The sequence below is a fragment of the Virgibacillus sp. CM-4 genome (assembly GCF_000445495.1).
Lineage (GTDB): Bacteria > Bacillota > Bacilli > Bacillales > Amphibacillaceae > Virgibacillus > Virgibacillus salexigens.
On record NZ_AUQA01000002.1, the window covers coordinates 578,764 to 605,631 of the forward strand.

Below are 26,868 nucleotides of genomic sequence, written 5' to 3' on the forward strand. Positions count from 1 at the left end.
GTTGTATTAAATTATAAATGAAAGGGGTTTCATATGAGAAGCAAGCAAAATCTAGTCATCGTTGGCGGTGGAAGTACGTACACACTAGGAATAATTATGAGTTTAGTAGCCGAGAAAGCTAACTTTCCACTAAGAAAAATTGTATTCTATGATAATGATAAACAGCGCCAAGAGAAAATAGCCAAAGCATCGGAAATTATCCTTAAAGAAAATTATCCAGAATTAGAAACGTTCACCTATACGACGAATAAACAAGAAGCGTTCACAGACATCGATGTTGCTTTTATTCAAATCCGTACTGGTGGATTAAGGATGCGGGAGCAAGATGAAGAAATCCCTGTACGCCATGGTGTAGTCGGCCAAGAAACCTGTGGGGCTGGTGGCATGGCCTATGGTATGCGATCAATTACAGACATGGTTGCATTAATTCAAGATATCCGATCGTATTCCAAAGACGCCTGGATATTGAATTATACGAATCCAGCCGCCATCGTAGCCGATGCATTAAATCGAGAGTTTAAAGCAGATGAACGAATTCTCAATATTTGTGATATGCCTATTGCAATTATGCACAGCTATGCATCGATGTTACATAAAGATGTATGGGAGCTCGTACCAGAATATTTTGGATTAAATCATTTTGGTTGGTTTACAAGAATATATGATAAAGAGGGGAATGATTTAACGGATACCATTAAAAATAAAATACTTGAGGAGGGGTTCATACCTAAGGATAAAGAAATTGCCCATGATGAATCATGGAAGCAAACGTTTAAGCAGGCAAGGCAAATGCTGATCGATTTTCCAGAATATCTTCCAAATACATACCTGCAATACTATCTTTATCCAGACGATTTAGCGAAAAAGGAAGAGATCGGCAATACAAGAGCACGTCAAGTAATTAACGGAAGGGAAAAGCGTGTCCACGAACAATGTGACCAGATTATTAACGCGAAAACTGCTGCAATGATAGATATAGAAAGTGATATTCATGGGGTTTATATGATACGAGCCGCTGCCTCCCTTGTTTACCATTTGCAAGAGACTTATATTGTCATTGTTGAAAATAACGGAATTATATCTAATATTCCAAATGATGCAATGGTGGAAGTCCCTGCCTCGCTTACAAAGCATGGACCAAAACCGTATGTCGTTGGGGAAATCCCTCGGTTTTACAAAGGATTAATTGAAAATCAGTTAGCCTATGAAAAGCTAGTTGTAGATGCTTTCTATGAAAATAGTTATACAAAAGCATTACAGGCTCTTACGTTAAACAGAACAATTGTCCATGCTCCAACAGCTAAAGCTATATTAAATGACTTAATAAAAGCCAATCAAGGGTATTGGCCAGCTCTAAAATAAAATTCTTGAAGGTGGAATAGATATGAAGCAATTGATTATTAATGCAGATGATTTTGGATATTCGCGTGCGATTAATTACGGGATTATCGACGCGCATACAGAGGGTGTGCTAACGTCAACAACCTTAATGACCAATATGCCTGGTGCACAGCATGCCTATGAACTCGGCAGAAATCATCCAGATCTCGGAATCGGCGTCCATCTGACCCTCACATGCGGAAAACCAATATGTTCTACTCATCACACATTAGTAGATATGGATGGTAATTTCAAAAAACTCCATCATTATCAGAAACGATTTCATATCGATCAAGAAGAGTTATATTCTGAATGGAAAGCACAAATTGAATCGTTTATTGCATCTGGGCTTACTCCAACTCATCTTGATAGTCATCATCATATTCATCATAAAGAAACAATGCAGCCAATATTTGTAGAACTTGCTAAAGAATACAATCTACCTGTTCGTAATTATCTACAACATAATGACACGACGAAAGCGCTGCGGACAACGGAAGCGTTTGAAATGAACCCAGAGGTTTTATTAAAAGATATCGATGAATTGCTCGCCATGTATAGACATGCAACGACGATTGAAATCATGTGTCACCCGGCTTATTTAGATAAGCAGATTTTAGAGCAGTCTTCCTACGCGATGCCGCGCATAGAAGAGCTAACTGCATTAATCCATCCTTCGATGAAAGCGAAATTTCGAAACAGCTCTCATGTGCAGTTAATTTCGTATCGAGACTTAAGGAGAGGAGCTTTATCATGAGACGGTTTATGCAAAAGCTTGGAAAGTCCATGCTCATTCCAATTGTCGCTATGCCAATAGCTGGGATTCTATTCCGCATAAGTGCTCCTGACTTACTAGATCTACCATTATTCCAAGCCGCAGGAGTCATCTTTAATAACATGGATATTTTAATAGCTATTGGTATTGCCATGGGCCTAGCAAAAACAAAGGATAGAGGGATTCCAGCATTAACTGGATTTTTAGCGATTAGTGTATTAAATGAAGGATTAGCCCTGATGAATCCAGACTTGAATATGAGTGTCTTCGGTGGGGTATTATCTGGGTTAATTGCCGCCTTTATCTACAATCGATTTAAGAATACCCAATTACCGAATATCTTTTCATTTTTTGGTGGCGAAAAATTTCCAATTACGATGATTATTTTAACCATGATTCCAGTTGCAGGTATATTCACTTTTATTTGGCCATATGCCCAAGCAGGAATTGACTTTTTTGCCCAATCACTCGTAGGACTAGGCGCGTTAGGAATCTTTATCTTTGGATTTCTCAACCGCTTCCTCCTGCCATTTGGCTTGCATCACGTATTAAACACATATATCTATTTTGGCCTAGGCAGTTATGAAACACCTTCAGGTGAGGTAGTGACTGGAGAAATAACAAGATTTTTAAATGGCGATCCTACTGCTGGTTATTTCCTTGGTGGCTTCTTTATCGTCATGATCTTTGGTATCCCTGCAATAGCTTTAGCAATTACTCGAGCAGCAAAGAAAAAGAAAAAACAAGAAACAAAAGCACTCATGAGTTCCGGAAGCCTTACCTCTGTTGTAGCTGGTCTGACAGAGCCTATTGAGTTCACATTTATTTTTACATCGCCATTATTATACTTCATTCACTCTGTTTATACAGGACTCGCAGGTGCTACATTGTATTTGTTACATGTCCGGCACGGCTTTTCTTGGGGAGGGAGTATCATTGACTATGGATTAAACCTTGGTATTGCGGAGAATGGTCTACTCCTCCTCCCTATCGGTCTAGCATTTGGTGTATTATATTACATTACATTCTACACCATTATCGTAAAACGCAATATAAAAGTAATTGGAAGAGAAGATGATGTTGCATTCAGTGAAGAATCAGAAGAGCGTGAACAAGAACTATCCTTATCGCATTCGAAGTATGAATACATGGCGAAAAAGATTCTTGAAAATGTAGGTGGTAAAGAAAATATAACTGATTACGAAAACTGCATGACACGTCTACGATTAATCTTAGCTGATGCCTCCATCATTAACGAAGAAAAGATCAAGCAAACCGGCGCACACGGTGTCGTTAAGGTTGACGATCAACACGTACAAATTGTTGTAGGTCCAGAAGTATCCAACGTATACCAAGAATTTAAAAAACTTATCGAAATATAATATTTACCAGACCGCATCTAAGGTGCGGTCTTCTCTTGGATGAAGCTACCTATGATATGGAATACAACTACCAATTATAAAATTTTGAAAATCTATAGACTTTTCTGTTTTCAATCCTTATAATATGAAACAATTTCTTATTATTTAAAGGAGTAAAGATCTCAATGAAAACAATTAATTTCATCAGTACCTTTGCGAATAAGTACTTTGCTTTAATCACCATTCTGGTAGCTATCCTTGCATTCAACCTTCCAAATCAGTTTCTATGGCTTAATTCCTATATCAATATTTTATTAGGAATTGTTATGTTTGGCATGGGGATGAATATGAAACCAGTTGACTTGAAACTTGTTCTAACCAAACCAATACCAGTCCTAATTGGAGTACTTATCCAATTTTCGATTATGCCACTAATCGCATACGGAATTGCTACGCTCTTACAATTGCCGCCAATGTTAGCTGCTGGAATTATTTTAGTTGGATGTGTCCCAGGAGGTACTGCATCGAATGTAATGGTTTATCTTGCTAAAGGAAATGTCGCATTATCTATTGCAATGACTTCTTTTTCAACATTACTATCGCCTATGCTTACACCCTTATTACTATATTTACTTGCTGGGCAATGGATGCCAGTTAACCCCTTTGCTATGTTTCTTTCAATTATTCAAGTGATTATTATTCCGATCGCTTTGGGTATTATTATTCAAAAGTTCTTGCCTAACATCGTAGAAAAAAGTTCGCAAGCATTGCCTTTTATTTCTGTTATCGCGATTTCAGGTGTAGTTGCTGCCGTAGTTTCTGGGAATACGGAAAATATAGCTGCCTCAGGTATATTAATCTTTCTTACTGTTATTATCCATAATCTATCAGGATTGCTACTTGGCTATGTTATAGCGATGGCTTTAAGACTTGATGCAGACATGAGACGGGCGATATCGATAGAAGTGGGTATCCAAAATGCAGGTCTGGGCGTATCGCTAGCAAATACGCATTTTGCTCAGCAGCCATTGACCGCCTTGCCTGGAGCGGTAGCTGTGGTAACCCACGTTATTAATGGGTCTATTCTAGCTACAATTTGGTCAAGACGACCTATTCGTAAAAAAACAACAGATGTTGATAAACAAAGAAGCAGCAGTTATATTAGCTAAATTAATTTTCGAAAGTCTCCATTAGAATTAATTAAGAAGCTGATTATAAGCGTTTAACTAACTCCCTCTCCTTTATAACTAAAAATAAGTCTAGGAAACTTTTTAATAATGCTTTATAATGATGTATTGGAAAAATAATCTATTTATATAGGCAGACATCATGATTCTTCCTTATTACTAATCCCTATATCCTGCTATCAAGAGACTATTATGACAAGGAGCACTGACAATGAAGAAAACAACACCTATTATTTTAGTTAATTCATTAGATGTTGAACGCGGTGGTATTACAAGAGCTTCCATAAAAAGAGCAAATATGTTATCACAGCACAATAAGAACGTCATGATAATTACATTTGCATATCAACAATACTTTAATAAAATTATCCAAAAACTCTATGATAAGAATATTCTCAGTAAACATGTAAAAGTCATTAATTTTTTTGAAGAAATGCAATTGATGAAGAAGAAAACAAAAGCAAAAAAACAACTCGTAAAAGAAAAAGGGTACACTGTATTTCCAGTTGAAAACAGGAAAAAAGAACCTTCTTATAGGTACTATAAAAATGGATTATACATCATGTACAAACGATTTAACGCTGAAGGATGTATAAAATTTATTGATTATATGGATGAAACCGGTAAAAGGGTTCGTCGGGAGGAATATAATGAAAACGGTATTCTGGCGAGGACAAGGCATATGGACAGCACGAACAATAAACCCCGCTTTGATCAATATTTTGATACGTCGGGAAATTGTATCTTCAGTGTGTATGTTAATCCAAAGTCAGACAATGAAGGAAGAGTAGTACGGTTTATACATCAACCCAAAGAGTTCACTAGTTTATCTAAATGTCAGCAAGAATGGCTAGAATCTGTATTACAACGGATTAAATATCCAGTTGTATCGAGTGAATTGCGAAAGTTTACTCCAATGTTAGCCAATGTCCAGCACAAAAATATAAAAAAAATTGAAGTGATACATTCAAGTCATTTACAAAAACCGTTTAATGATAATAGTATGATTAAACCAGCATATCAGTCTTTATTCAAAGAGCTAGCAAGTAATTTTGATTATATTGTTTTTTTAACAAATGAACAAAAGCAAGATGTAGAGAAAGTCTATGGTGCAAACAGTAATTTTAGAGTAATCCCACACTCCACTTCAATTAAAGAAGAAAGAAAAACTAAAAATACGTTGAACTATAACCCATATCTTGCAGTAACCTTAGCTCGCCTTCATGAGGTCAAGAGACTTGAAGAAGCAATACGCGCATTTCGCCTTGTTGTAGATAAACTACCAAAAGCACAATATTATATTTATGGAAATGGAAATAGTAAAGAAGAACTGCAAGCACTTATCAAGAATTTAAAATTACAAAATAATGTATTTCTAAAGTCATATACAAATTCTCCGCAAACTACGTATAGAAACGCAGCATGCTCGATATTAACTTCGAGACAAGAAGGATTTGCAATGGTTATTACAGAAAGTATGGCAGTGGGTACCCCTGTAATATCATATAATATTAAATATGGTCCTAAAGATATTATTACAGATGGAATAGATGGGCATTTAGTCGAAGACGGAAGTAGACAAGCGCTTGCTAAAAAAATAATTGACGTAATGGAGAATGAAAAATATCGTAAGAATTTATCTACAAATGCATTAAAAGTAAAAAAAACATTTAGTGAAAAAAGATACAACAGAAATTGGCTCGAACTTTACCTGTAATACGATATACTCGTTACTATAAGTTCTATCAAATTAATACCATTGGTAGAATTTCCGAAGTGGATATACGATTTTAAAATTTGATATTTTTTCACCAAACCTGAACTCCTTTAAAAAGAAACCATCTCCATTCCTTAACTGTCTATGTATATGGTAAACTATTTCTTACTTGATTAAATGGGGATGTTCAACATGATGTTATTTCTTAGTGTTATTCTGCCAATTATGGCTGTTTTTGCTTCAGGATTTATTTTACAACGAATTCGGATTTTAGACGTAAAATCCATCTCTACCGTGTCACTATACATACTCTCACCAGCCCTGATCTTTGTTACACTATATGACGCGGAATATGACAGTGGTTTCTTCATTATTCTGATCTATATGTTTGTTTTGTTCTACTTAATGGTGGCATTAAATAAATTACTAGCAAGAATCTTTAAATGGGAACCTGATACAGAAAGTGCTTCTATTTTAGCTACAGGATTTATGAATTCTGGAAATTACGGCTTACCTGTTGTCCTGTTCAGTGTTGGAGAAGCTGCGGTTCCATATGCCATTTTCATAATGGTCGTACAAGCATTGCAAAATAATTTCTTTGGTATCTACTATGCTTCTAGAAGTACAAATGGAATACGGCGTGCCTGCGAAAATATTCTTAAGATGCCTACTACCTATGCAGCAATATTAGCTTTTATCTTTAAATACGTTGCAGTTCCTATCCCAGATGCCATTCGTTCAACCTTAGCAATGGTTGGGGATGCCGCCATTCCTGTCATGATGATTATGTTAGGAATGCAGCTTGGATCCATTACTGGATTAAAGCTTAATTGGCAAGTCGTTACATCTGCTGTTACCTTAAAAATGATAATTGCACCAGCAATCGCTTATTTATTTGTATTCATTGTTGATGTAGATCCAATTATTGCATCTGTGCTAATTATTATTTCTGCCATGCCAACCGCTGCAACTACAACTATGTATGCAATCGAATTCGATTCCGAACCAGAATTAGTATCGAGTATTACACTAATTTCTACTTTGGTTAGCATCGTTACATTGAGCGTATTGCTGAATATCGTGATATGAGGGTGGGGTGGTATGAAAAATATACTATTTAGTCTAGCTTAAAAAGAGATGAGGGCAATCCTAATTTAGATAAAGGAATAATCCGTTTTCTTCATGTGCGAAGTTACATTCGGAGAATTGTTTAAATTATTTATCGTTCGCTTTTAAAGTGGTATTTACTACTGTAAGGATAATAACCAATTCTTAATAATAGAACAGAAATGACTTCCACGGGGGAGTGAGTGAGGCTCCACTCGAGTAAGCGTTTTTTCTTACCCGAGCTAGCTGAGCCCTTGTCTGTGGAAAGTATCCCGTATACCAGATTGCAGTTTAACGCATACATTGGTTGATTCAAATTAGAGGTTCTTATTTTAGTTATATTCTAGCTAATTAACCAACATTATTAAAAATCTCTCTTTCCTCTTCTAATTTTTTTAGGGCCTCGTCATTTGTAATTTTTTTCTTTGGAGAACAATAACTAACTATTAAACCAGCAAGAAAGGACACTATTAAAGATGGGATAACTGGATTTCCCCAAAATTCAATGAAGTTTTCATTTGAAATTATGGTGAAAGAAGTACCAGATCCCCCTATTAGACTTGCTATTCCACCTTGCCAAGTAGCTCTTCTCCAATACTTCCCTAATAAAGCCGCTACTAGTAAACCAGTCATAATGGTAGAACTCATGTTGGTAATATAACTAATGATGTTTGTAGTACCAATAATGAAAAGTAGCGCTAACCCAATGGTTATCATTAATCCTATCCTTGAAAACAAAATTGTCTTCTTTCTACTTGGTAATTTCCCGCTAATTACCTGATAAACATCTCTCACTAGTATCGTTGTTCCAGCTATAGCATCTGAATCTCCTGAAGACATCGTTGCAGCTAAGCCTGCTACCAATAAAAAAGCACCAATCCAAATTGGAAATACCTCAGTTATCATATAGGGAAAGGCAAAAGCGGTATCTGACATGGTCGGATTTAACAATCGAGAAGATAAACCAATGATGGTTGGGAAAATAGAGAATAACACTGCTACAATTCCTGAAATAATAAAACTTTTCTTAACTACGCTCGCATTCTTACCAGAATAAATACGGTGTCGATAAGCAGGAATGACTAAAACTGCCACCACTGTAACTAAAATCAAGGATAGTCCGGGAATTAATCCAGCTTCTTGAACACCTAAGAATGTTGTCATCTCCCTAGGTAATCCTTCAGATAAACCAGCGAAGCCTCCAACCCTTATGAAGGACAATATGGCTAAAAGGGTAAACCCAATAAATAAAATAATAGATTGAACCACATCCGTATAAACAACGGCTAAATATCCACCAATTATGGTATATAAGCCAAAACCCACTGCAGTAACAATTTTAGCAGTTGTAGGATCTAGACCAGTAATCCACCCTAGATAAATACTGCCCCCTAGAATATGGGTTCCTAACCATCCAACCTCTGCTAAGTATAAGATAATTGACATAGCTCCTTTAATTACTTTGCTTGCCCCAAAGTAATAACTCAATTCTTCAGAGAACGTCATAAAATTTTTATCCCGTGCATCCGAAAATAACAAAACTAACGTAATCATTCCTATTCCCAATCCTATCCCAAAAAATGCTCCTGCCCACCCTTGCTCATAAGCTGTCTGGACTGCCCCCATACTTGAACCCGTACCAACAGCAGTCGCAACCGTTGTCCCAATTAAAAGAATTGGGCCTAACCCTCTTCCTCCCATTAAAAAATCCTCACCTGTTTGAACTTTCCGCGTTACCCAAATTCCAATACATACCATAAACAATAAAAATAGTAAAAAAAATACGAGGTAAATAATTTGATTTTCAACCATCATTTCTTTCACCCCTTCCCCACTTTAAAGAAAGAATTAACCATAACAGCTAGTTAAGACATTCGTTAGTTTTCCAAGACCCTCTATCTCTACTGTCACTTCGTCACCGTCACGTAACCAAACTTGCGCTGCCTTATCATACCCCATCACAACACCTTCAGGGGTACCGGTAAGAATGATATCTCCAGCTTTTAGCGTCATATATTGTGAAATATAACTAATTATCTCATCACAATGAAAAATCATATCCTTTGTATTGGACAGTTGCCTAACCTCTCCATTCACACGACAACTAATCGTTAAGTCATTTGGATTAGGTATCTCATCAGCTGTTACAAAATAAGGTCCTAGTGGGCAAAATCCCTCTAAATTTTTACCTAGTAACCATTGGGAAGATCTAAACTGCAAATCTCTTGCTGATATATCATTTGCACAGCAGTAACCAAAAACATAATCTTTCGCGTTTTCCTTCGACACCTTCGTTGCTGTTTTACCAATTACAATGGCCAATTCTGCTTCATAATCTACTTGGTCAGAATCCATTGGTAATTTGATATCCTCCATATGTCCAGCCAGTGTATTATTGTATTTATTAAAAAGAATCGGTGTTTGAGGTATATCTGCTTGCGTTTCTTCAGCATGCTTACGATAATTTAATCCAACACAGATGACCTTTTCCGGATCTGTGATACAAGGACCAAGCGTAAGTTTTGTATCATCAACAAAAACCGGCAATTCTTTTTCCATTTGTTCGGTAATCATCGTCTTTAATTGAGTTATATCTACATGCTCGATTAACTTCTTCATATTGTTATATCGAGGAAATATGGCAGTTAGATCGACTACTCCTGTATCTGTTTTTATGCCAAGATAATTTGTCTGTGATCCTCTAATTGTCACTAATTTCATGTTATCTCCTCCCTTTTCGATGATAAATAAATGCGAATGAAGCAAGTATCGTTTATGATTTAAAATTCACTTGCATTTGCCAGATGCCCCCCATCAATCGGTAATATCGAGCCGGTAATATAGGAGGCTTGATCGGATGCTAAAAAAAAGACTCCATTTGCAACTTCTTCTATCGTGCCAAGTCGATTCAATGGAGTTTTATCGGTTAAATTTAATTGTTCCTCTTTTTGCTTTAAGGCTTGATCTAATGGTGTATCAATGAATCCGGGTGCTACTGCGTTAACACGAATATTATACGCTGCTAACTCAACTGCCATAGATTGCGTTAATAGATTGATACCAGCTTTCGAGGCATTATAATGTGCGAGTTTGGAACTCCCTGCAAGCCCATTCTTTGACGATATATTCACGATAGAACCAGGTATTTGCTGCGCGGTCATCTCTTTGCTTATCCATTGGCTAAGGAGAAAGGTGCCTCGTAAATTGATTTCCAATATTTTATCCCAATTTGCTAATGAAATCTCTAGAAAAGGTTCTCTAGCAGCCCAGCCAGCATTGTTTATTAAAATATCAAGTCCATCCCAGCATTTCCAACACGCATCAGCAGCTGACTGAACTTCATTTTCATCTGAAATGTCGCAAATAACAGCGTGTGATGCGCCCTTTAATTCAGCTAGATCTTGCAGCGCCGCTGATAATTTTTGTTCATCCTTATCTAGCAACACTACTTTACATCCTGCACTTAGGAACTTTTCAGCAATTCCTCTCCCAATACCACTTGCAGCGCCAGTAACTAATACTCGCTTGTTCACGCAAAAATCCCCTCCCCTTATACGCTTTAGTCCCAAGTACGTTCCACGTCCACGCCTATGCTTTAAAAAACTCATGAATAAACTGAACGTAAATATTTATCGTTTTTTCCAGTTCACTGATTTCTACATATTCTATTTCTCCGTGAGCAGTACGTTGATCAGGACCATGGCAAACGGTTGGTATCCCCATCTCTTTTACAAAAATGCCAGCATCTGTTACTAGTTTTTTCCCTGTTAATGGTATTTCCACTTTCGTTACTTGTTTTACCGATTGCTGAAGAGCTGTTACTAGAGGATGATCTTTTGCTATGCGATAGCCATCTCTCACCTTGGTTAACTCTAAATGAATACGTACGCCATGTTTATCCGCAATAGTAGCTAATCGTTCTTCCATTTGGTGCTTAACCGCCTCAAAATCGTCATCTGGTCCATAGCGTCGGACTCCTTCCACACTAGCATACTTAGGCATTTGGTTATAAAAGGATCCACTTTGTATATGGCCAATAAAGTAAGAAGCATAGCCAATATCTTCAATCGCTTGTTGGTTTAAGTACTTATTTTCAAGTTCTAACGCATGAATGACATCTGCCATAACATGAATAGGGTGTGGTGTTTCAATCGGTGTGAATAATTGGTGACTAGGATCTCCCTCTCTTTCGACAACGATATGAAACGTGGCTGATCCCATTTGAGCAATGGTGCAATCGCTTGTTGCTCCTTCCATGACGATTGCTGCATCAGCTTTTAAATCTATCTTTTCCGCAAGCGCATATAAATCTTCTCCTCTTCCCCCCGGGCTTTCATGCATACTATTCGCAATCACAATCCATTCCCCATTAATAGCATCACGAGAAGCATGCAGCATTCTAGCAGCTTCCAAAATACACGCGAGGGATCCTTTCATATCGCATGTTCCACGACCGTATACTTTCCCATCCTTAACAAATGGGGCTCGATGATCTAAAGGAATGACATCCATATGTCCATTAAAGATTAACTTTTTCCCATCAGGGTTGGTATTTCCTTGAAATCTTCCAATAAGTGTTGGGTTATTTGGGATGAATTCATATGTTTCTACGTTAAAGCCGACTTCCGTTAGTAATTGTTCATAAAGTGCTGCAATTTCTCTCGTATCACCTGCATGATCTTGTATACGTACTAGATTCAGCAGATTGTTGATAACGAGCTCGATATCTGTTTGTTTATACAAATCCGGCATTATCTATCCCTCCATCTGTTTTACCATCTACCACTTTCGCACATCCGGAACCTCGATGGGAGCCCCATTACGAGTAATTGATTGTTCTGAAAGAATTCCCGGTAAGGTCATTTCAAGTGATTTATAGATATCAATCGCTACTGGTCGTTGTTCAAGGATACGATGAACAAAGTCTTTGACCATAAAATAATCGGCTCCCCAATGGTGGGAATCTTTTGCCTCTTCTGGGAAATCAATTAACTCAGCTGGAAGAAAATCACCATACACATCGGGGAGCGCCAGCCACTCCTCCTTTGATTGCGTATAATCCGTGAGCCAAATCCGATGTGTGCCACCAGGTACTCTTGGCGCTTCATAACAGCCTTTTGTACCTTGAAGCGAGTAATATCCCATGTTATGCGGCCGATTAGACACCATATCTAAACGGATCGTTATCAGGGCTCCACTTTCTGTGCGACATAGCATCATCGTTGTGTCATCGTTTTCATATGCAGGCTCCGTATGCGATCCCGGGCCCAGACAATTAACCAATTTCACCCGCTCATTAAACCAATCCAAAGGCGGTCCTAAGCTATGTGTGCCGTACGTACAGCCACGTTTTCCCATTGTTTCTTTACGTCGCCATGTTGGCTTCCCATGTTCGTCGTAATGAAGGTAGGTTACATTATGCAAATATTCCCCTTCAGCAAAATATATGTCACCAAATAAACCTGCTCTAACCATGTTTCGAATAGCGATATTTTCCCGAATATAACAGTAATTCTCTGCCATCATATATTGTGCATTGCTATTTTTAGCAGCTTGTAGTAATAACTTACAGTCTTCCAATGTAGCAGCAGCCGTAACTTCTGATAAAACATGAATATCTTGATTGAGTGCGTCGATCGCCTGTGCAGCATGAAGTTGCAATGGCGAAGCAATAACAACCACATCAATCCCAGCATTTAATAGATCTTCATACGAAGCGAGCGCATACTCAACTTGATATTTATCACAAAAAGCCTGTCGTGCTCTCTTATCCGGATCCATAATAGCGACTACTTCTGCACCATCTACCTTGCTAAAATCTTCATGAAAGTGACTTCCTCTACTCGTTCCAGCTATCCCAATGCGTAATTTGCCCATGAACTTTCCTCCTGCTCATCAATTAATTCATTTCAACAGATTGACGCTTTTCCCATCCGTCTGAAAAGAGTGGTAAAAAATGATTTGGGTGATAAGGATGTTGTTCTACAATTTGATGATTTAATGCAACCCCCCATCCAGGTTGATCACTAACTGAAATATAGCCGTTTTCTACGTTTATTGGATTGGTTAATAATTGTTGGGTCCAGTCGACATTGAAATCATCGAATATCTCATGTAAATAAAAATTCGGTGTCGCTGTGTTTAAATGGGCACAAACAACCGAACATAAAGGTCCTTGGGCACTATGTGGAGCAATGACACCATTACTTGCATGTGTCATCGCAGCAATTTGCTTCGCTGCTGTTATCCCTAAATATTGGGGCTCCAGCTGAATAATGTGAACGGCATGATGTGCTAAGAGTTCCGAAAATTGTTCTCTACAATAATAATCCTCCCCGCACGCGATTGGTACTGGACTTCGCTTGGCAACCTCCACCATCGAACTTATTTTTTGTGGCGGTACAGGGGCTTCAAACCAGGTTGGTTGAAAAGGCTGCATCGCATCAGCAAATTGCAACGCAGTATGAACACTAAATCGATTATGACCTTCGATTAAAATATCCACATCTTCTCCCACTGCTTCTCTAACTGCAGCAATAATTTCGATAGCTTCATTAAAATCAGGTCTACTCACAGTTCGCCAAGCTGATCCAAAGGGGTCAAATTTTAATGCTGTATATCCTTTTTCTATCACTTTCTTTGCGTTATTATAGAAATTCTCCGGTGTTCGCGCCGATCGATACCAGCCATTTGCATAAGCACGAAGCTTCGGTTGCACTTTTCCTCCAAGTAATTTATAAACCGGGACCCCTAATGCTTTCCCCATGATATCCCAGCAGCCGTACTCAATTCCAGATAATGCTGCACCATGAATCTGGCCACCATCAGAGTAGTAATCACGGAATAGTCGTAAGGAATGTTGCTCGACATCGAAAGGGTCCTTTCCTATCACCAACCGTTTTAACTCATGAACAGCTGCTTCTGTCGTTTTTGCAAATCCGTTAAGCGTTGCCTCTCCTAAGCCGGTTATTCCTTCATCTGTTTCAACCTGTGTAAACACCCAATTCTTCCAATTATTACCTGCGATATATGTTTTTACATCAGTAATTTTCATTGGTAACCTCCTATGTCTTCAAACTTAAAACAATTCTCGTAATACATCCTCCATCGCTTCCAAAGTTACATCAATTTCTCTGTCTGTATGACTAAAGCTAATATGATTCCGTTTCATGTTCATCGGCATTTTAAAGATACCTTTTTCGATGAGCTTCTTGCGATAGCGAACATATAGCTCTCCATCATTATGTTGTAAATCCGAATAGTTTTTCGGTCGAAAATTCATAAAATATGTTGTCCAAACGGATCCAAATCCTGCAACAAACGCGTCGATTCCTAGTACTTCATGTATTTCCTTTATTCCTTTTCGCATCCTATCTCCTAAACGGAAGATGTGATCATGTACAGGTTCATTCTCCAGCATTTCGATCGTAGCAAGTGATGCTGCTGTCCCTACTGCGTGACCATTGTATGTTCCTGCAAACCAAACATCACCACCTGGATTTGTATTAAATCGAGACATATACTCCCTCTTACCGGCAATAGCTGCCATTGGATATCCATTGGCCATTGCTTTTCCTAAGGTAGTTAGATCAGGGGTAATGCCTGCTATTTTTTGAAAGCCACCAATATCATGACGAAATCCAGTAATCACTTCATCAAATATCAACAAAGCGCCGTATTTCGAACAGAGTTCTTTTAAACCACTTAGAAATCCATCTTCCGGCAAAATACAGCCAATATTATGTGGAATTGGTTCAACAATAATTGCTGCTACTTCATCATTGTTTTCGATTAAGGTTTCTTCTACATGTTGAAGATCATTAAATGTACATACCAATGTGTTATCAACTGCTTCATTTAGCATCCCGTTAGAACCAGGATCCCGTTTCCCAATTTTATCCCAATCACTCAACATATTACGTGCTACATAATCATGCCAACCATGGTAACAGCCTTGAAATTTGATTAATTTCCGCTTCTCTGTTACTGCCCTTGCTAAACGTATCGCATGATACGTTGCTTCCGAACCTGAATTACAAAATAATACTTGTTCAGAGGAAGGAACATGCTGACAAATCTTCTTTGCTAATTCGATTTCGATATCTGTTGTTCCGACACCGAATAAATCCGTTCTTGCAATAGTTTCTGTTACTTTATTGTTCACATAAGGATAATTATGTCCGAGAATAAATGGTCCAAATGCGGCTTGGTAGTCTATAAATCTATTACCTTCCACATCTTCCATATAGGCTCCTTCCGCTTTTGTGAAGATTAAGTGCGGATCCACATTACGAATAGAAGTATGCACCCCACCTGGTGAATAGGCAGTTGCCTCTTTATAAAGCTCTACATTACTCGCTTTGTTCATACATATTACCTCCTTTGAGATTAATTATTGAACACGCAGCGTTATGACCTATATATCTACTACATAGATACTACATACAGCGTGATTTACGTTACTGCCCCTAATTCTTTTGAGACAGCCATGGCCGTTTGCTGCAATTCTTTTACCAATTCATCCAAATTGGTAAATGTCAGCATCGAGGTATGGCCGACAATACTGATAGAAGCTACCACTTTGTCTCCATTAAAAACGGGGACTCCGATACATCTGACGCCGATTTCTTCCTCTTCATCTTCGAGGGCATATCCTTTTTCTCGAATCTGCTGTAATGAATGTTTTAACTTCGAACTATCTGTAATCGTACGATCTGTATGACGTGTGAGTCCTTTCTGATCAATGAGTTGTTCAAGTTCTTCTTCTTTTAAATAGGCTGCGATTACCTTTCCAAGACTCGTTATATGAAAATCTGTCCGCAGTCCTGGGAAGGTAGAAAATCGTATAAATGAATTTGGTTCCACTTTATCCACATACAACACTTCCCCCTCATCCAACACCCCCAAATGAACGGTATATCCCGTTTTATTCATTAGCTTATTTAAATAAGGCCTTGCTATTTTCACCATATCCACTTCTGATATATAAGCCATACCTAATTCATAGAGCTTTACCCCAATCTTGTATTCTCCTTTTTCATTTTTCTTGACGATATCATGTGTTTCCAACACCTTTAAGATTGAAAAAACGGTTGTTTTAGAAATATCTAACGTCTTGTGAATCTCTGTAACGGTATATTTTCTTTCGGGTGATGCAATTAGATTTAATATAGAAATAGCTTTTTCCAAAGCCGGTACATTGTATTTAGCCACGATGTTCTTCCTTTCGATTCTTGCTTTTATCTATTTATTTCGTTGATCCATCAGCAATACCACTTATAATGTGACGCTGTGTAAATATAAAAATGATGATGATAGGAAGGGTAGAAACAGCTGATAACGCCATCAATTCTCCCCAATTTGTTCCAAACTGACCAACAAACTGTCGCATTGCTAATGTTATCGGCCATTTACTATTGTCTGACAGCATTGTTAATGAATATAGAAATTCTCCCCAAGCAAGTAAAAAGCTAAATGCCGCACAAGTTAGTATTCCTGGTTTTGCAAGAGGTAGAATAATTCGCAAAAATGCTCCCCACCTAGAGCAACCGTCAATGATTGCTGCTTCTTCTAATGCCTTGGGCAATGTTAAAAAATGCGTTCGCATGATCAAAATGACAAATGGCAGTGATAATGTCATATTCGCAATAATGACACCTAGATACGAATTCAATAATCCTATCTTGGCAAACATCGTATAAAGAGGTAATGCCAACATATTACTCGGAAACATCTGCGTAATTAAAATAAATAAAAGAAACAAGGTGATTCCTTTTAAATTCTTTCTTGCAATGGCATAGGCAGCAGGTGCAGCTAAGCAGATCGTACCAATCATTGTCCCAAAGCTAATGATCAGGCTATTAAAGAAGTGACGAAATATGGCTAGATCACTTCCTATAAAAATGTTTCGATACGCTTCAAAGGTAACATTCTTCGGGAAAAGTGTGGATTCACCAAAGATCTCCGACATTGGTTTTAAAGACGAGATTACCATCCAGTAGATTGGAAATAAGAATACAGCAACAATTAAAAAACCCACAATAGAGAATAGCCACTTTTTACTACGCATCACATTACTTCCTCCTTCCGAATAAGATAGAGATAGAGGATCGCTATCATTCCTATTAAAAAGAAGGAAATATTAGAAAGTGCAGCACCTTCTCCAAAACGATACATGCTAAAGGACAGCTGATATGCGAGAAATGGGATAACCTGGGTTGAATCAGCAGGTCCACCACCGGTCATGATATAGATTAAATCAAATACTTTAAATGTGAATATAACCCCGAGCATTAATAGGACGAGAATAGTAGGCTTCATCAATGGGAGTGTAATGTAATAAAATTGCTTTTTTTTATTCGCACCATCTATTTTAGCTGCCTCATAAATACCTGAAGGCAAACCTTGCAGTCCTGATAATAGAATGACCATACTAAATGGGATACTTATCCAAATATTTGCGATAATAATACTAATTAAAGCTGAATTTGGATTGGTCAACCAATACACAGGCTGCGAAATAAACCCACTCTGAAGCAAGAATTCATTAATGATGCCGTTCTCCCCACTTAACATCCAACTAAAAACGGTGCCAATAATAATAATTGGTGTCATCCAAGCAATTAATAGGATCGACCGCATCCATTTGTGACCAGGAAACGACTTATTGAATAATAAAGCAAGTGCAAATCCGATACTTGTTGAAAAAATTATTGTAGCAACAGTAAAGATTAGTGAATTTACAAGGGCTTTACCAAATAGCGGAGCTTTTAGTACGGTAATATAATTTTCAATACCGACAAATGGCTGCTCTCCCTGAATCAGATTACCGATGTTTATATCCTTGAAGCTTAATAGAATATTGTACAGAATGGGATACACAAGAAAAGCGAGTAAAAATAAAGCTGAAGGGAGAAGAAATGTATAGTCCTTGAATTTATTTCGATTTAATTGTTTCGCATTTCCAAACTTCTCCACCAAACTCCCTCCCTTTAATATAATCTCTAGTTCCTATTTGACTCCAATAATGGTTGTACTGTTTCTTTCGCCTTTTTCAACGCCTCTTCGGCAGATTGGCCACCAACTAAAGCATCCTGTAACACAGTATAAATAGCAGTATTGATATCATTATGTTGTTCGCCCCAGCCATATCCTTGAGAATTTTGGATGACATTAGCAAAGACACGACGTATTTCATTATCTTGGAAATAGGAGTCATTAGCTACATCGTCACTAAATGGGAAATTCCCAGTTGCTTTCAGCCACTCTAATTGTCTATCAGGTTCAAGCATGAATTGAATAAATTCCCACGATTCTTCAATCGATTGCCCACTCCCAATGGCAATACTTTCCCCACCGATAACGGAAGAATGGGTTTTATCTTTTGGAATTTGAGCGACAGACCAATTTAAATCTGGAGCTTCCGTCTCGAAAGTAGGTATCATCCATGAGCCGCCGATAATCATCGCAACTTTTTCATTATAAAAATCCACACCCACTTCCTCTAACTCTTTATTCACAATTTCTTGCGGCATCACTTTCTTATCAAACATTCGTTTCCACAAATCAAGTGCGCTTATCGCATCTGAACTTGTTATATTAGTTACATCACTACCTGTGGACCATAAAAACGGTATCCAAGATGCTGTACCATGCTGCGAATTATGTGCTGAAGCTGAAAAGCCGTATGTTCCATCTTCTGTTAATTCTTCTGCACTGCTCTCTAACTCGTCCCAAGTTGTAGGTGGCTCCGCTACTAAATCTGTGTTGTAAAAAAGCGCAACCGCATTTGTATGAAGCGGGACACCATAGTACTTGTCATCAAGTTGATGAATCGCTGCAATATTTCCATACATTTTCTCTGCTAATCCAGAATCTTTTACTTTGTCTGTAACGTCTTCTAGAATGCCAGACTTTGCGTAAAACTGAACTTCATTTATACCCCCGATAACCAAATCAGGCATATCACCACTCGTTGCACTAATTAAAAGCTGTTGTGTTAACTCGCTATAAGGTAGATATGTCAATTCTACTTGGATATCTTCTTGAGACGCATTAAACGCTTCAACACGATCAATAAGCTCTGATTCTAGGTTTTCTGACCAATAGTGCCATAGAGTAAGCGTGGTCTTATCTCCTTCTTTAGCTTCTCCTCCAGCATTCTTTTCCTCATTACAGCCAACCAGTAAAACTAGTCCGATCAACAGAAACGAAAACAATTTTTTCCTCATTCGTCCTTCTCCCCTCATTTAAATTTGGACCAGTAAACCATCATTTCTCCAGGGACCATCATTTTGAACTTTTGAAAAGGATAGTTTCGATATAAGTAATCTACAAAGAAAGCAGGACTTTCTGTATTTGATTGAAATAAGTCATAATGAACCGGTACTATTAAATCAAGGTCGATTTGTTGGGAAAGCTCGATAGCATCTCGAAAATTCATATTACCAAGTGCTCCTTCATTTGAGCGCTTCCAATCCTGACCGTTAATAGGTAAAAAACCAACATCTATAGCGCGTGGTTTCAAAAAGTCAATTAATTCTTTATAAAGTACGGTGTCACCTGCATGATAAATCGTTTCATTGTTTGTTTCGATAACGTAACCGAGATAGTAATGCCTTTGCTTTTGATCAGTGAAAAAATCTTCATGTTTCGCAGGAACTGGAGTAATGGACAAATTAGCGAATTGGATAACTTCGTATGCTAGTGCGGAGTGGATTCGATCTTCATGTATTCCTATCGTTTTTAGCTGTGTGGTAGATGGTGCTGGGCAAATAAACGTTGCTTCTGGGGAGCTTTTCATGATTGCTTTTAGCGTTTTTGGATCGAGATGATCTACATGTTCGTGTGTTATCAGAACGAGATTTGCGTGTGTAATAGCTTCAGGAGAAATAGGTGAATCGAAGTTTCGTTTTAATAAGTTAGGTGGATAGACTAGACTTTCTTCTTCAATGTAATTGGATAGGTATGGATCGATATAACAAATAACGTCATTCACTTTTAGTACTACACCTGACTGGCCTAAATGCCAGAACATTATCGCCCCCTCTGGAACTACTGCATTACTAATTTGCTGAACCAAGCTTGGATTACCGGAAGGATTTTGTGGCATTTCATAACCTCCATCTCCAACTATTTGTTCCGTATAAAAAACTATATTCTATACACAGAATTTTAACCAAGTTTATATCATCTGTCAATACAAAATAATTATTATTTTCAAAAAATAATCGTACAGGTGCCGCAGGAAATTGTTCTGATGAGGAACGACCACGCGGACAACGTCGACAACTCCTTGTCGCGGCAAGGAAGCTGAATCCTCGCTCGTGGAAAGTGATGGACCGATGTGTTGTGCAAAAAAAATTCCGAACAGATTCGAGTGGAATCGTTCGGATTCGTATTGGGATAAGATCCTTTTTTTCTCCGTTCGTTTCTTTACGGATACAAGAGTACCGCCTACGCAGCATTCCTTTCGGGCTTTCTAACAAAACACATAATTGCTGCTACTGCGTATAAGACAGATTGGAAAGCAATTCCTGTGAATAGTAACCAGCTGCTAATAACAGTAGCTGCAATAAAAAACCCGCCGGCAACACGTGGATTTCGCTTTAGATTAAGAACACCTACAAGTCCTAAGATAAAACTAATGACACAACTGATAATCGGAATCCATAATAAATTGATAAATATCGTTATTAATTCAGCAAAGGCTCCGAATTCGACAGGATTAATCGAACCTTCAAGCCAGCCAATACCTGTATTAACAATTATTAGTAATAACACCCCTACTGCAGCAAAAAACGCATCCATTACAAACCCAATAATGCCTAATATTTTTTCAATCGTTCGATTCATATTTTTCCTCCTGATTCAAAGGTAAACTGTCTAATTATACGTTGATATTTGAAAAAAAGATTCATGCTTTCTTTATCTATTTTATTACAAAAAAAGGATGTCATCCAAACCATTTCGATTTGATGACATCCTTCCCGCACGTATTTTTATTTAGTGAAGGTGGCTTCCTTCCCTTCAACTGCTAAATCATCACGCTTCTTCATGGCAACTAGTGTAATCATTTCAAATGCCACTGCAGAAGCAAGGGCAGCAGTTATTTCACCACTATCATATTCGGGCAATACTTCGACTAAGTCAAAACCTTTAATATCTAGCCCATGAAGCCCACGTACATATTCTAGGGCCTCATGACTATCAGGACCGCCTACTTCTGGGGTCCCCGTTCCTGGAGCAAATGCAGGGTCAACAAAGTCGATATCATATGAAACAAAAACGGGCTTGTCGCCAACACGTTCATGAATTTGGCGTAATACCTCTTCTTGTCCTAATTTTTTCACTTCACGCATCGGAATGGTTTTAAATCCTAAATCTTCCGGATCTGTTATATCTTCTGGACCATAAAGCGGTCCCCGTAAACCAACCTGTATAGAGTGTTCTGTATCAATGAGTCCTTCCTCTACTGCTCTACGGAATGGCGTTCCATGCATATATTTTTCTCCGAAATAATTATCCCATGTATCGCTGTGGGAATCGAAATGAACGAGCGAAACAGGGCCGTACTTGGCTGCAAACGCCCGAAGATGACCTAGAGATACAGAATGATCTCCTCCAAGGATAATGGGAGTAATTTCTTTTTCAAGAATGGGAGCTAACGATTCTCCCACAATGTCATAGGATTTATGAATGTTTTGTGGAACAATTTCAAAGTCCCCGTAGTCAACTCCTGAACAATAATCAAAAATATTAATTCCTTGATTCGGATTATAAGGTCGAAGCAACACAGAAAAGTTACGAATATGCTGCGGGCCGCCACGAGCCCCAATACGATTTGATACTGCAGTATCAAAAGGATTACCTACCACTACAAAATCTACATTTTCTGTTGTTTGGATTTGTTCCAGTCGCATAAATGTACGTACACCGGTGTATCGTGGGCTTTTTGAAGAATCTTTTGGTTTGTACATGTCGTCTTCCTCCTATTGAATTAATCACTCTACTATCAAACTAATTGCTAGCGGTTATTTATGCAAGTCACATTAAAGGAAAAAGAGCTGTGCCATTAGAATGATAATTGGCAGTGTAATGATGGTGCGCTGTAAAAATATAATTACCATATCAAGAAAACTGATTGGAATTTTCGAACGTAAAATTAAGATGCCTACTTCTGATATATAAATTAATTGCGTCATTGATAAAGATGCGATAACAAAGCGGGTAAGTTCACTTTCGATTCCACTGCCTATTACTGCCGGTAGAAACATGTCCGCAAAGCCAACGATCATCGCTGGCGCTGCCTCTGATGCTTCAGGGATATTCGCCCATTTCAGAAGTGGGACAAAGGGATAAGCAAGAATATGAAAGACTGGTGTAAACTCAGCAATTATAAGTGCAATCGTGCCTAATCCCATCACTAGTGGGAGCAAACCAAACCAAATATCAATGACATTTTGTACGCCACTCTTTACAATTGAGGAAATACTTTTCACTTCTGCTGCTCGAGCAACTGCTTTCTCCATCGCAAAGCGGAATTGGGTTTTCCCAGTAGGAACTTCTTCAGCGATTTGCTTGCCTGCTAATTCATAATAGTTATCTTCTTTTCTTGATAGTGGGGGGATCCTTGGAATGATAATTGCAGCAATAACTCCTGCCACAATAACCGTGATATAGAATTGTACAAACATATGACCCATACCAATAAAGTTAATAACGAGTAAACTAAAAGCAATGGATGCAATAGAAAAATTGGTTGCGATCACAGATGCTTCGCGTTTTGTATAAAATCCACTCTCATATTGCTGTGTTGTAATCAACACTCCAACGGTACCGCTTCCCATCCATGACGCTAAAGCATCAATTGATGAGCGTCCTGGTAATTTAAATAGCGGTCGCATCACCCCTCTAACAACGGTTCCAATAAACTCCATTAACCCAAAATTTAATAATAAGGGCATAAGAAAGCCAGCAATTAAAAACCACGTTGTAAGTACAGGAATGAGATCGAATAATACCGTACCACCGGTAGCACCCGTCCAGATAAATTTAGGACCTAACTCATATAGTGTCATTACTGCAAAAACAGCACCTAGGATGCGAAATATCCCCCAAAACCAATTAACATCTAATAATTCCCTTAAGAACTTGGAATTGGTCGCCCATTGTTTTTGGTATCGTAAACCTACTTTCATAACAGTAGTTCCCAATACAGAAAGGATTAACACACCTGTCATAAATGTTGGTAAATAAACCTCAAATTTGTTTTGAAGGAATTCAGCAATAATACCTATTCCAATTGTCCATTGTCCCTGATAAGGAATTGGAACAAGAAATAAAAATAAACCTGTAAGCGATACAATGAAAGATTTCCACTGGTTAGATGGTGTCCAAAAAGACAAATCTTCTTTTTCCAAGTCGTTGGATTTTTCTATTTCTTTTTGAACCACATTCACATGAGCACCTCCGACTAAATCTACGACATACATTTAAACGAATTTTCCAACAATAAAGTTTTGCTAAGCATCTGGCTAATTCCATATCCGTAGAATTAGCCATGTTTTATCTTAAGAAAAGTTACAATTACCAATCGACAAATATTTTGTTTCTAAGTACGGTTCAATTCCTTCCAATCCACCTTCTCTTCCAATACCGCTCTCTTTCATTCCTCCAAAAGGTACATGCGCACCAGAAGGAGCCCCATCGTTCCAACCGATAATCCCATAATCAAGATGGTCATGAAGATAACTTCCTACGCGGTAATCATTCGTAAAGAAATAAGCCGCTAAGCCATATGGCGTTCGATTCGCTATCTCAACCGCTTCTTCAATAGATGAAAAACTCGTAATCGGAAGAATTGGTCCGAATGTTTCTTCCTGCATGATAGCCATCGCTTCACTCACATGAGTTAACACCGTTGGGTAGACAAAAAAAGTACCGTTTTCAAAATTAGCATCAAACTTATTTCCAATCGACACCTCGGCCCCTTTTTGAATTGCATCTTCTACTTGAGATACAATTTTGTCATAGCCTTTTTCATTTATGATCGGACCGACATCTGTATCCTTCTCTAATCCATTACCGACTTTCAAATGCTTTATCGCTTCTGTTAATTTTGCTGTATAAGATTCTACCATGCTCTCATGTACAATTACACGATTTGCACAAATACAGGTTTGACCAGCATTTCTAAACTTAGAAAGGATTGTTTGCTTAACGGCAATATCCAAGTCTGCGTCCGCTGCTACAATAAGTGGTGCATGACCACCTAACTCCATCGTTACATGCTTTACTGTATCTGCACTATCACGAATTAATGTCTTACCTACTGGTGTAGATCCAGTAAAGGTAATCTTTCGCACATAGTTGCTCGCAGTGAACAATGGACCAACATCAGTTCCATATCCATTAACGTACTGTATCACATCCGCTGGAATTCCAGCTTCATGCGCAAGGTCTACGAATCGCATCGTCGTCAATGGGGTTTCTTCCGCTGGCTTAATAATAAACGAACATCCTGCAGCTAGTGCTGGTGCTGCCTTTCTTGTCATCATCGCCGCAGGAAAGTTCCATGGCGTTATCGCCGCAACTAACCCCACTGGCTGTCGACTGATGACAATCCGCTTTGAATCAGACGATGCAGGAATCGTTCGACCATAGATTCTTACTGTCTCTTCTGCATACCAATCAATATAACTCGTTGCGTAATCTACCTCGCCCAATGACTCCTTTAGCGGCTTTCCATTTTCTAATGTCATAACCTCTGCAATATCTTGTTTATGTTGTTGAATTACATGTGACCATTGTTTTAATAAGTTAGACCGTTTATGGGCATCAAGGTTTGCCCAGGCTTTAAAACCACGATGTCCATTTTCAAGCGCTTGATCAATTTCTGCTTTTGTATTAATTTTCACTTCATTAACAATCTCACCTGTTGCAGGGTTCCATACTTGGATCTTTTCAGACATGACCATCCCCCCTATTGATTAAATGCCTGTTCTAAAATGGTTAAGCCCTTCGCTAATTCTTCGTCTGAAATAACTAGTGGCGCTAAAAACCGAATCACATTTCCCTTTAGACCAGCTGATAGGAGTAGCAACCCATGACCATTCGCATAGTTGACAATTTCACTTGCCTTCGTTTTATTCGGAAATTTACTGTTTTGATCGGTAACTAATTCAACAGCCACCATTGCTCCTAATCTACGAATATCTCCTATAAATGCATGCTCCTTAGAGAGCGTAATTAATTTATCTTCTAGCTTTTTCCCAAGAAGCTCCGCTTTTTCTACTAATTTTTCTTCTTCAATAATATCTAATACTTGTAAAGCAGCCGCGCAAGCTACTGGGTTACCAGCAAATGTTCCACCCAATTCTCCAGGTTCTGCCGCATGAAGAATTTCTTTTCTGCCTACTACCCCACTTAATGGCAAACCTGCCGCCAATGACTTGGAAACGGTTACCAAATCTGGTATAACATCAAAATGTTCCATAGCAAATAGTTTCCCTGTTCGTGCGAAACCAGTTTGAATCTCATCGGCTACGAATACAATTCCATGTTTTTCACAAAATGCACGCACAAATTGAACAAACTTCTTTGGAGGAATTATAAATCCACCTTCGCCTTGAACTGGTTCCATCACGACACAAGCTACTGTCTCTGGGGCAACTGTCGAAATAAAAAACTCCTCAAATTCTTCTATCTGTTGGTCAATATAATCTGATTCTGACATCGTATCTGGTTTATGGTAGAGGTAAGGATACGGCGCTTGATAAATTTCCGGAGCAAATGGCCCGAACCCAAATTTATATGGTTTTACTTTACTTGTCATCCCCATCGTCAAGTTCGTTCTCCCGTGAAACCCTCTAGTAAATGTAACAACGGCTTGACGATTGGTATATTTACGAGCGATTTTGACCGCATTTTCTACTGCTTCTGCTCCAGAATTAAACAGGATTGCTTGCTTATCGAAACTACCTGGAGTTAGCTGGCATAATCGTTCCGCCAGTTGGATATACCCTTCATACATGACTACATTAAATCCCGGGTGTAAAAATTTATCTACTTGCGCTTTGACCGCTTCTGTAATTTTGGGGTGGGAATGTCCTACATTTAACGTCCCGATAGCACCAGCAAAATCAATCCATTCATTCTGTGCATGATCCGTAATGGTTGCTCCTTTAGCATGGTCAGCAATTAATACATTTCCGTTACTTACTCCCCTAGGAATATACTTATTTCGCTTTGTTCGTAATATATCATCTCTGGCTTGTTCGACAGTAGTCATCTATATCCCTCACTTTTTTAAATTTAGTAATTAGTATGACAATAATCTGG

The 26,868-nt window shown here is 38.3% G+C and carries 23 protein-coding genes; 6 read left to right on the top strand and 17 right to left on the bottom strand.

Annotated features, from left to right (window positions below; genetic code table 11):
• Positions 1-33: 33 nt before the first annotated feature.
• The 6 genes from M948_RS26505 to M948_RS26530 all read left to right on the top strand — a co-directional run bounded on the left by M948_RS26505 (position 34) and on the right by M948_RS26530 (position 7,509).
• Positions 34-1,362 carry a 6-phospho-alpha-glucosidase gene (locus M948_RS26505; protein ID WP_021289414.1) on the top strand — a complete coding sequence of 443 codons (1,329 nt, stop codon included), beginning with the start codon at positions 34-36 and terminating at the stop codon, positions 1,360-1,362.
• Between the two features lie 22 nt (positions 1,363-1,384).
• Positions 1,385-2,137 (top strand): chitin disaccharide deacetylase, encoded by a 753-nt coding sequence (chbG, locus tag M948_RS26510; protein ID WP_021289415.1) that lies wholly within the window; start codon positions 1,385-1,387, stop codon positions 2,135-2,137.
• Positions 2,134-3,537, top strand: coding sequence for a PTS transporter subunit EIIC (locus M948_RS26515; RefSeq protein WP_021289416.1), 1,404 nt, complete (start codon positions 2,134-2,136; stop codon positions 3,535-3,537). Before chbG ends, M948_RS26515 begins: the two co-directional genes overlap by 4 nt.
• Before the next feature lie 164 nt (positions 3,538-3,701).
• On the top strand, positions 3,702-4,685 hold the full coding sequence (locus M948_RS26520; protein ID WP_021289417.1) for a bile acid:sodium symporter family protein: 984 nt from the start codon (positions 3,702-3,704) through the stop codon (positions 4,683-4,685).
• A gap of 229 nt (positions 4,686-4,914) precedes the next feature.
• A complete protein-coding gene (locus tag M948_RS26525; protein WP_021289418.1) occupies positions 4,915-6,420 on the top strand; it encodes a glycosyltransferase in 1,506 nt (501 codons plus the stop codon).
• A gap of 192 nt (positions 6,421-6,612) precedes the next feature.
• Positions 6,613-7,509 (top strand): AEC family transporter, encoded by an 897-nt coding sequence (locus M948_RS26530; RefSeq protein ID WP_021289419.1) that lies wholly within the window; start codon positions 6,613-6,615, stop codon positions 7,507-7,509.
• A gap of 369 nt (positions 7,510-7,878) precedes the next feature.
• Here M948_RS26530 and M948_RS26535 read toward each other — a convergent pair whose 3' ends face one another.
• The 17 genes from M948_RS26535 to gabT all read right to left on the bottom strand — a co-directional run bounded on the left by M948_RS26535 (position 7,879) and on the right by gabT (position 26,818).
• Positions 7,879-9,342, bottom strand: a complete 1,464-nt coding sequence (locus M948_RS26535; RefSeq protein WP_021289420.1) for a sodium:solute symporter family protein — start codon at positions 9,340-9,342, stop codon at positions 7,879-7,881.
• A 33-nt stretch (positions 9,343-9,375) separates the two neighbouring features.
• Entirely contained in the window at positions 9,376-10,248 is an 873-nt protein-coding gene (locus M948_RS26540) for a fumarylacetoacetate hydrolase family protein (RefSeq protein ID WP_021289421.1), read from the bottom strand.
• A gap of 59 nt (positions 10,249-10,307) precedes the next feature.
• Positions 10,308-11,060 (bottom strand): SDR family NAD(P)-dependent oxidoreductase, encoded by a 753-nt coding sequence (locus M948_RS26545; RefSeq protein ID WP_021289422.1) that lies wholly within the window; start codon positions 11,058-11,060, stop codon positions 10,308-10,310.
• Positions 11,061-11,115: 55 nt separating this feature from the next.
• Positions 11,116-12,279 (bottom strand): M20 family metallopeptidase, encoded by a 1,164-nt coding sequence (locus M948_RS26550; protein ID WP_021289423.1) that lies wholly within the window; start codon positions 12,277-12,279, stop codon positions 11,116-11,118.
• A gap of 27 nt (positions 12,280-12,306) precedes the next feature.
• A complete protein-coding gene (locus M948_RS26555) occupies positions 12,307-13,404 on the bottom strand; it encodes a Gfo/Idh/MocA family protein (RefSeq protein ID WP_021289424.1) in 1,098 nt (365 codons plus the stop codon).
• 22 nt (positions 13,405-13,426) lie between these two features.
• Positions 13,427-14,581, bottom strand: a complete 1,155-nt coding sequence (locus tag M948_RS26560) for a mandelate racemase/muconate lactonizing enzyme family protein (RefSeq protein ID WP_021289425.1) — start codon at positions 14,579-14,581, stop codon at positions 13,427-13,429.
• A gap of 24 nt (positions 14,582-14,605) precedes the next feature.
• Positions 14,606-15,895: an aspartate aminotransferase family protein gene (locus M948_RS26565; protein WP_021289426.1), complete on the bottom strand. Its 1,290-nt coding sequence runs from the start codon at positions 15,893-15,895 to the stop codon at positions 14,606-14,608.
• An 86-nt stretch (positions 15,896-15,981) separates the two neighbouring features.
• Complete coding sequence (locus tag M948_RS26570; protein WP_021289427.1) at positions 15,982-16,740, bottom strand: IclR family transcriptional regulator; 759 nt, start codon at positions 16,738-16,740, stop codon at positions 15,982-15,984.
• A gap of 34 nt (positions 16,741-16,774) precedes the next feature.
• Positions 16,775-17,596, bottom strand: a complete 822-nt coding sequence (locus tag M948_RS26575; protein WP_021289428.1) for a carbohydrate ABC transporter permease — start codon at positions 17,594-17,596, stop codon at positions 16,775-16,777.
• Positions 17,596-18,504, bottom strand: coding sequence for a carbohydrate ABC transporter permease (locus M948_RS26580; protein ID WP_021289429.1), 909 nt, complete (start codon positions 18,502-18,504; stop codon positions 17,596-17,598). Before M948_RS26580 ends, M948_RS26575 begins: the two co-directional genes overlap by 1 nt.
• A 26-nt stretch (positions 18,505-18,530) precedes the next feature.
• Positions 18,531-19,757: an ABC transporter substrate-binding protein gene (locus M948_RS26585; RefSeq protein ID WP_021289430.1), complete on the bottom strand. Its 1,227-nt coding sequence runs from the start codon at positions 19,755-19,757 to the stop codon at positions 18,531-18,533.
• 14 nt (positions 19,758-19,771) lie between these two features.
• Positions 19,772-20,638 carry an MBL fold metallo-hydrolase gene (locus M948_RS26590; protein WP_021289431.1) on the bottom strand — a complete coding sequence of 289 codons (867 nt, stop codon included), beginning with the start codon at positions 20,636-20,638 and terminating at the stop codon, positions 19,772-19,774.
• A gap of 344 nt (positions 20,639-20,982) precedes the next feature.
• Positions 20,983-21,381 carry a DUF4064 domain-containing protein gene (locus M948_RS26595; RefSeq protein WP_021289432.1) on the bottom strand — a complete coding sequence of 133 codons (399 nt, stop codon included), beginning with the start codon at positions 21,379-21,381 and terminating at the stop codon, positions 20,983-20,985.
• Positions 21,382-21,527: 146 nt separating this feature from the next.
• Positions 21,528-22,505, bottom strand: a complete 978-nt coding sequence (speB, locus tag M948_RS26600) for an agmatinase (protein ID WP_021289434.1) — start codon at positions 22,503-22,505, stop codon at positions 21,528-21,530.
• A 72-nt stretch (positions 22,506-22,577) separates the two neighbouring features.
• The gene (locus tag M948_RS26605; protein WP_021289435.1) at positions 22,578-23,987 is read right to left on the bottom strand and encodes a YjiH family protein; all 1,410 of its coding nucleotides are present in this window, start codon (positions 23,985-23,987) and stop codon (positions 22,578-22,580) included.
• Positions 23,988-24,098: 111 nt separating this feature from the next.
• Positions 24,099-25,499 carry an NAD-dependent succinate-semialdehyde dehydrogenase gene (locus M948_RS26610; RefSeq protein ID WP_021289436.1) on the bottom strand — a complete coding sequence of 467 codons (1,401 nt, stop codon included), beginning with the start codon at positions 25,497-25,499 and terminating at the stop codon, positions 24,099-24,101.
• 11 nt (positions 25,500-25,510) lie between these two features.
• Entirely contained in the window at positions 25,511-26,818 is a 1,308-nt protein-coding gene (gene gabT, locus M948_RS26615; RefSeq protein WP_021289437.1) for a 4-aminobutyrate--2-oxoglutarate transaminase, read from the bottom strand.
• Positions 26,819-26,868: the final 50 nt, after the last annotated feature.